Source organism: Gammaproteobacteria bacterium (assembly GCA_013696315.1).
Taxonomy (GTDB): domain Bacteria; phylum Pseudomonadota; class Gammaproteobacteria; order JACCYU01; family JACCYU01; genus JACCYU01.
Genome location: JACCYU010000079.1, coordinates 1 through 7,349 on the forward strand (window position 1 = coordinate 1; position 7,349 = coordinate 7,349).

Consider the following 7,349-nt stretch of genomic DNA (forward strand, 5'->3'; position numbering starts at 1 on the left):
CCGAGACCGGACTGCCGCCGGAATTTCTGGAGCTGGAGCTGACCGAAAGCACCATCATGCGTAACGCGGGGGAAACGATCGCTGCCCTGCAACAGTTCAAGCGGATGAGCATCAGCCTGTCGATCGACGATTTCGGCAGCGGCTATTCGTCGCTTAGCTATCTCAAGCGTTTTCCGCTGGACACCCTGAAGATCGATGCCTCGTTCGTGCGGGATATTACCGACGATGCCGATGACAAATCGATCACCACGGCGATCATCGCGATGGCGCACGGCCTGGGTCTGAAAGTCATCGCGGAGGGTGTGGAGACCGAGACCCAGCTCGCGTTCCTGCGCAAGCACGGCTGCGACGAGGTGCAGGGTTTCTTTTTCAGCAAGCCACTGCCCGTGGATGAATGCGCGGAGTTGATTTGCGCCCCGCGCCCATTTGCCAGTAAGGCGTCGCTCGGATGAAATGCAGCCGCCGCGGCGGAGCGTGCTTCGCGGGCCAGCGTTACGCCCCCCTTTATACGTTCTGACCTTAAGTCCGCCGAGCGGCCCGGATACTTCGGACTGAGTCGCCGATCGTTATTCCCCATACATGATTATGGCGAGAATGGCGATGGGTGTGCGGATGAGTTTGTCCGGGCCGTGCGGCACGTCGCCGCGAAAGGTGAGCGAATCGCCGGGGTTGAGCAGGTAGGTCTGGGTGCCGTGGCGGTATTGCAGCTTGCCTTTGAGCATGTAGATGAACTCGGTGCCGGGGTGTTCGAACGCGGGATACACTTCGCTGGCGTCGTCCATGGTGACCAGGAACGGCTCGAACAGTTTTTTCGGGCCTTGATCGTAGGCGAGCAGCCTGTAGATGTGTCCACGGCGGGTGCCGCGCCTGACAACTTCCATGGCCTCGCCACCTTTGACTAACTGCGCCGTGCCAGCCGGGACATTGTAGTAGCGGAATAGATGCGCCAGCGACACGCCCAGCGCACCGGCGATCTTGTTCAAGCTGTCGAGACTGGTCGATACCTGGCCGTTCTCGATCTTGGAAAGCATGCCGCGGCTGATGCCCGCCTGGTCGGCCACCTCGGCGATCGTCAGGTGATCGTGACGACGCAGCGCGTGGATCATCTTGCCGAGATAGTCGTCCAGCGAACGGCCACCGGCGTCCCTGGACGACACCTGGGCCTCGACATCCTTCTTTGTGCGCATCGTCTTGAACTTTTTACTTGATGCCAGTTGTCACTGGCCCACCGAAATTCCGGGTAAGGTAGGTAGCTCGGGAACCCTTTCCCGGCTGTCGCCAAAGCATTGATGACAACCATCTCTGAACTCACCGGGCGGACAGCTTGCGCCGTCCAGATTCTCTCCGGGACAATATGTGGCGACCTGCGGCTAGATTACCAATTACTCCTTGTCGTTTCGACCCCTTCGACCTTGCTCAGGGCAGGCTCCGGGAGAAATCTTGCACGTAGATGCAACCCTTGCTTCTGGCTGGAGGTTATTAAGATCTCTCCCGTTGGTCGAGATGACAGCCGGATGCTCGATGACAGTCGGTTGGTCGACATGACAGGCCGCTGGTGGAGATGACGGACTTTGTCTTAACCAGTGGCTCTTAACAATCCAGTGTATTGTCCAGTTCCCACTGACTGATGCACCCGCCGTAACGGCGCCATTCGTCCATTTTGAATTTCACGTAGCAGTCGATCAGTTCGTCGCCCATGCGTTCGCGCAGCACGTTGCTCTTGTCCGTGAGGCGCACCGCGTCAAGCATGTTCAGCGGCAGGCGCTTGCAGTCAGTAATCGTGTGCCCTTCGGCGAACATGTCGATGTCCAGGCGCTTGCCGGGATCGCGCTTGTTGGCGATGCCGTCCAGACCCGCGGCGATAATGCCCGCCTGCATGAGGTACGGATTGGCGGCGCCGTCCATTAAACGCAATTCCAGACGGTCAGAGCCGGGGATGCGGATCATGTGCGTGCGGTTGTTGCCGCCGTACGTGATCGAGCCGGGCGCCCACGTCGCGCCGGAGGTCGTGCGCGGCGCGGAGAGGCGCTTGTAGCTGTTGACCGTGGGATTGAAGATCGAGCACAGCGCCTCTGCGTTGTGCATGATGCCGCCGAGAAAGTGATACGCGAGTTTTGAGAGACTCAGTTCGCCTTTAGGATCGTGGAACAGATTTTTCCTGCCGCTCTTGTCCCACAGCGACACGTGTGCGTGGCAGCCATTGCCGGTTAGATTGATAAACGGCTTGGGCATGAAGGTCGCCCGGTAGCCATGATCTTCGGCAATCTGCTTGACCAGATACTTGAAGAACACGTGGCGATCGGCGGTCACCAGACAGTCGTCATAACCCCAGTTGAGCTCGAACTGACCATTCGCATCCTCGTGGTCGGCCTGATAAGGCTCCCAGCCTAACTCGATCATCGTGTCCACGATTCTGCTGGTCACATCGAAGCGCCGCATCATATAGGACTGGTCGTAGCACGGCTTGGTCTGTGTGTCGCGGGGATCGGAGAGCTCCTTGCCGTCGGGCGAGAGCAGAAAGTACTCGCATTCCACGCCGGTTTTAATGCGATAGCCCTGGGCGTCGGCCGCGGCGACCTGTTTTTTCAGCGCCGCGCGCGGCGAGGCGACCACCTCCTCGCCCGACATCCATAAATCAGAAGCGAGCCACGCAACCTCCGGCTTCCACGGCAATTGAATCAGGCTATCCGCGTCGGGCCGGCCGAACAGATCCGGGTGCGCAGGCGTCATGTCCAGCCAGGTGGCGAAACCCGCGAAGCCCGCGCCGTCACGCTGCATCTGCGCGATGGCGCGCGCCGGTACCATCTTCGCACGCAGCACGCCGAGCAGATCGACAAAACTCACCAGGAAGTATTTGATGCCTTTTTCCTTGGCAACCTTTTCGAGATTCGTGGTCATTGGGAACGCTCCCGTTTGTCTTGATGCGTGTTGTAAAACTGTCTGACGCGGTTTCCCGTGGTACAACGCGTAAACCCGTAGGTCGGCAATCCTTTGCCGACAAAACTTCGCCAAGGGATTGGCGACCTACACATATATAAGTTATGCACGGGATGCCACTATTTCGAACTCAGGCGCCAGGGATCCAGCCGGTGCCCGCGAGCGGCACTCTGGCCATTGCCGCTGCCTCGACGGTCAGCGCGACCATGTCCTGTGGCTCCAGGTTGTGAACGTGGCTCTTACCGCACGCGCGCGCGATGGTCTGCAACTCCAGCACCATGGTCGACACGTAATTGCGCAGCCACTTCGCGCCCTGCTCCGGATGCAGGCGCGCCTCCAACTCCGGAATCTGCGTAGTGACGCCCACCGGACAACGACCCGTGTGACAGTGATGGCAAGCGCCGGGCACAGTGCCGAGCTTGTGGTAATCCTCGACGTACACGGGCTTGTTGCAGCCCAGCGCGATGAGCGCCGCGACACCGATGGACACCGCATCGGCGCCCAGCGCGAGCGCCTTGGCTGCATCGGCGCCGGTGCGGATGCCGCCGGAAACGATGAGCTGCACCTTGCGGTGCATGCCAAGTTCCAGCAGAGCCTCGACCGCCATGCGCACCGCCGGCAGGGTGGGAATACCGACGTGCTCGATAAACACGTCCTGCGTGGCTGCGGTGCCGCCCTGCATGCCGTCCAGCACGATGGCGTCCGCGCCCGCCTTGACGCACAGCATCACGTCGTAGCGTACCCGCGTCGCGCCGATCTTGATGTAAATCGGTTTCTGCCAGTCCGTAATCTCGCGCAGTTCCTGAATCTTGATCTCCAGATCGTCCGGCCCGGTCCAGTCGGGATGACGGCAGGCGCTGCGCTGATCGATCCCTTCGGGCAGATCGCGCATGCCGGCGACTCTCGCGTTGATCTTCTGTCCCAGTAGCATCCCGCCGCCGCCGGGTTTGGCGCCCTGCCCCACGACGACTTCGATCGCGTCACAGCGTCGCAAGTCATCTGGATTGAGGCCGTAACGCGACGGCAGCACCTGATACACCAGCGTTTTGGAGGCGCGTCGCTCTTCGTCGGTCATGCCGCCGTCGCCGGTAGTCGTCGTCGTGCCCAGTTCGGTCGCCGCGCGGCCTAGGGATTCTTTCGCGTGCGTGCCCAGCGCACCGAAGCTCATGCCCGCAAAGGTAATAGGGATCTTGAGTTCTATGGGCTGCTTTGCGAAGCGGGTGCCGATCGACACATTGGTCGCGCATTTCTCGCGATAGCCTTCCAGCGGATAACGCGACATGGATGCGCCCAGGAACAGCAAATCGTCGAAACTCGGTAATTTACGCTTGGCGCCGAAACCGCGAATCTCGTATAGACCCTGATCGGCCGCGCGCTGGATTTCCGCGATCACGCCAGGCGGGAAAGTGCTGGAATACCGTAAGTCGTGCGCTTCGCTGGTCATGGATGTTTCCTCAACAGACTTGTGACCGCGGCTAATACGCATCCGCGTGCTCGACGTGGAAGTGATAGAGCTGGCGCGCGGAGCCGTAACGTTTGAAATCGCGCGCGCCGGCGTCGATACCGGCCTGGTTTAGCAACGCCCGCACGCTGTCAAAATCTTCCGCGCTCATCGCTTGTTCGACACAGTCGGCGCCCAGGCTTGCGACCTTGCCGCGCACGTAGACGATGGCCTCGTAGATGGAATCGCCGAGGTTTTGCCCCGCGTCGCCGCATACCACCAGGCGCCCGCGCTGCGCCATGAACGCGCTCATGTTGCCGATCGAACCGCCGACCACGATGTCAACGCCTTTCATGGAGATGCCGCAGCGCGTGCTCGTGTCGCCCTCGATCACGACCAGGCCGCCGCGGCCAGACGCCGCCGCATATTGCGAAGCGTTGCCCTTGACCCGCACCGTGCCGGACATGATGTTTTCGGCCACCGCCGGCCCGGCGTAGCCCCCTATTGTTACCGTCGCTGCCTTGTTGTGACCCGCGCAGTAGTATCCGGTGGGGCCTTCCACGGTGACATCGAGCGGCGCGTTGAGTCCGACTGCGAGCGCGTGCTTGCCGCGCGGGTTGCGGACAAGCCACTGTGCGTCGTCTTGCTGATCCGCGCACTGATGCAGACGCGAATTCAGCTCGCGCACCGAGGTCACATCCAGATCAATGGTCCGCACGGGTCTCACTCCGATTCCAGCTGTAGACGGTCGCGGGCGCTGGTTCCCACACGTTCGCGTGCTCGACACCCGGGAGGCCCGCGAACGCGCGATACTCCGAGGCCATCGCCACCCAGTCGTCGGTCTCGGCGATCACGCCGGGCTTGCAGCCGATCACGTCGCGGATTACGGCAAAGCCGTCGCGCGTGCCGATCGCGAAGGTGAAGAATCCGTCCAGATCCTCAAGCGCCGACTCCAGCGCCTGTTCGAGCGAAGCGCCCTGGCGCAGCCGCCAGGTGAGATAGCCGGCGGCGACTTCGCTGTCGTTGTCCGTCTCGAAGCGGATGCCCTCGGCCCGCAGTCGATCGCGCAGACGATTATGGTTCGACAACGATCCATTGTGCACGAGACAAAGATCCTGACCCGTCGAGAACGGATGCGAATGCTCGGTGGTAACCTCGCTCTCGGTGGCCATGCGCGTATGTCCAAGCGCATGCGTCCCGCTGAACGCGCGCAGCCCGAAGCGTTCGATTATATCGCGCGGCAACCCCTTCTCCTTGTACGTCTCGATGACTGTCCCGGCGCTGATGACCCGAAGTTCCGGATGGTTTTTCCAGAACCAGGACTGCGCCGTCTCGGCCTCGACCGGCAGCACCGTGAGTGCGTGGCTCGCGTGAACGGCAAATTGCACCCGGTGGCCGAAAGCCTTTTTCAGATCGTCATGCACCCCGCCCTCCCAGGCGTAATCCGGGTCCGCGCTATAGACGAGCAGCTTGGTTTCACTCGGACCCACTGGATGCCGATAAAACGAAACCCCGGTACTGTCGGGTCCGCGTTCGGTCATCTCGATCAGCATATTCGACAGCAATTCGCCGAGCCTGCTTTCGACGTCGGGCGACTTGGCGAACAAACCTACAATCCCGCACATTAATCAATCTCCCAAAAAAGCATTCAGCAGTGTTCAACGGCAAGTATTCACATCTCCCGGGTTTACATTGCCTGACGCCGGCTTTCCGGATCGTAAAAAGGCGTCTCGACGACCTCGCCCTGCGCCATGGCGCCGTTGCTTAGCGCCTGATGTCGGGTAACGAACCATCGCCAAGCCGTGCCCGCCGCCACCGATGATCGCAACGTCGTAAGACGGCCTTAAAATACGCGTGCCGGCAAGTGTTGCCGGCCGGAGTAGCGGCGGCTCAGCCCATGGTTTCAGAACCTTCCTCCAAGGAACTAATGTTTCCTGAAATTAAACACACGTCGCCCGGCGCGGTCAAGCCTGCGCGGTAGGCCGACGGTGGGAACGGCTTCGGCGGCAACACGTTTGCCGAGTAGATTGGTATGGCAAAGAATACGATACAAGTGCCGCGCCACCCCCGTCGTGTCGTGTCTGAATGGGTCGCAAGCTGGCATCCGGGGTGCAGCACAAGGTTTCATCACAGTAAAAAAAGTTAACTAATACTTGACAATACGCGTAAGACGGACGAAAAATAAAACTTATGGCGCGGTCGCGCGGGTGTGCAAGTACGCGAACCGGTATCGCAGGAGGCGGGTGAACGCATGACAACAGCATTCCATAACGGCACCGGCCGGGAGCGAAAACGATGAAACGATCCATGCACGAACGGATTGACGCCATGTATTCCAGGGATCGTTTATGGGCGCTCTGCCTGCTCGCCGGGCTGTGGATCGCGGTCGTGATCGTCTATCTCGGCGTGCGCAGCGAGCTGCACAACAACGGCATCGCGTTCGCCCTGATCATTAGTGCGTTGCTGATCGTTGGCTACAACACCGCATCGGTCATCGCGATGCTGCGGCACTACGCCAACGACAAGCGCTGGATTTACGAAATCGATATCCGCCATCTCGACCAGATGAGGAAGAAGTAGGCTCGGGGCCCGCGGGTCGCATTCAGACAGAGGAAACGTTGCATGGCAAAAACAGCGTATCAGCCGCCCCGGCAAGGCATCGTGGGCATGGTCGTCGACTCCCTGCTCATGCTGGTGTTGGTGTTTTGCGCTCTGAAGGCCCCAGCATGGGTGGCGGAATGGCGAACATTGCACCAACCGGTCGCGGCGGAAGATTCGGCCGCCCCCACGCGGGCCGCGAAAGCAGTAGCGCCGAAGGTGACTTGGGAACAGCTCGGACAGAACGCGGCGATGCAGGAAGGCTGGGAAAAGCTGGGCAAGGACCCGGCCGCCGCGAAGGCAATCATCGACAACCGCTTCGATTACACGGTAAATCTCCTCCAGCTTTTATTCGTGGCGGCTCTGCTCGTGT

At 60.6% G+C, this 7,349-nt stretch carries 8 protein-coding genes; 3 read left to right on the forward strand and 5 right to left on the reverse strand.

What is annotated here, in order from left to right; all coding sequences use genetic code 11:
• Positions 1 to 452 (forward strand): EAL domain-containing protein (locus H0V34_04465; GenBank protein MBA2490976.1); only part of this gene is annotated, 452 nt, incomplete at its 5' end.
• 114 nt (positions 453 to 566) lie between these two features.
• Here the strand turns inward: H0V34_04465 and H0V34_04470 are convergent.
• From H0V34_04470 to H0V34_04490, 5 genes are all read right to left on the reverse strand, one after another.
• On the reverse strand, positions 567 to 1,187 hold the full coding sequence (locus H0V34_04470) for a helix-turn-helix transcriptional regulator (GenBank protein MBA2490977.1): 621 nt from the start codon (positions 1,185 to 1,187) through the stop codon (positions 567 to 569).
• Between the two features lie 403 nt (positions 1,188 to 1,590).
• Positions 1,591 to 2,898: a type III glutamate--ammonia ligase gene (gene glnT / locus H0V34_04475; protein ID MBA2490978.1), complete on the reverse strand. Its 1,308-nt coding sequence runs from the start codon at positions 2,896 to 2,898 to the stop codon at positions 1,591 to 1,593.
• A 169-nt stretch (positions 2,899 to 3,067) separates the two neighbouring features.
• Complete coding sequence (locus H0V34_04480; protein ID MBA2490979.1) at positions 3,068 to 4,381, reverse strand: FMN-binding glutamate synthase family protein; 1,314 nt, start codon at positions 4,379 to 4,381, stop codon at positions 3,068 to 3,070.
• A 31-nt stretch (positions 4,382 to 4,412) separates the two neighbouring features.
• Positions 4,413 to 5,096 carry a protein GlxC gene (locus H0V34_04485; protein ID MBA2490980.1) on the reverse strand — a complete coding sequence of 228 codons (684 nt, stop codon included), beginning with the start codon at positions 5,094 to 5,096 and terminating at the stop codon, positions 4,413 to 4,415.
• Positions 5,083 to 6,003: a glutamine amidotransferase family protein gene (locus H0V34_04490; GenBank protein MBA2490981.1), complete on the reverse strand. Its 921-nt coding sequence runs from the start codon at positions 6,001 to 6,003 to the stop codon at positions 5,083 to 5,085. The genes H0V34_04485 and H0V34_04490 overlap by 14 nt, the downstream gene beginning before the upstream one ends.
• A gap of 670 nt (positions 6,004 to 6,673) precedes the next feature.
• On the opposite strand from H0V34_04490, the gene H0V34_04495 reads away from it, so the two are divergent.
• Positions 6,674 to 6,958, forward strand: a complete 285-nt coding sequence (locus H0V34_04495; GenBank protein ID MBA2490982.1) for a hypothetical protein — start codon at positions 6,674 to 6,676, stop codon at positions 6,956 to 6,958.
• Positions 6,959 to 7,000: 42 nt separating this feature from the next.
• Positions 7,001 to 7,349 (forward strand): hypothetical protein (locus H0V34_04500; GenBank protein MBA2490983.1); only part of this gene is annotated, 349 nt, incomplete at its 3' end.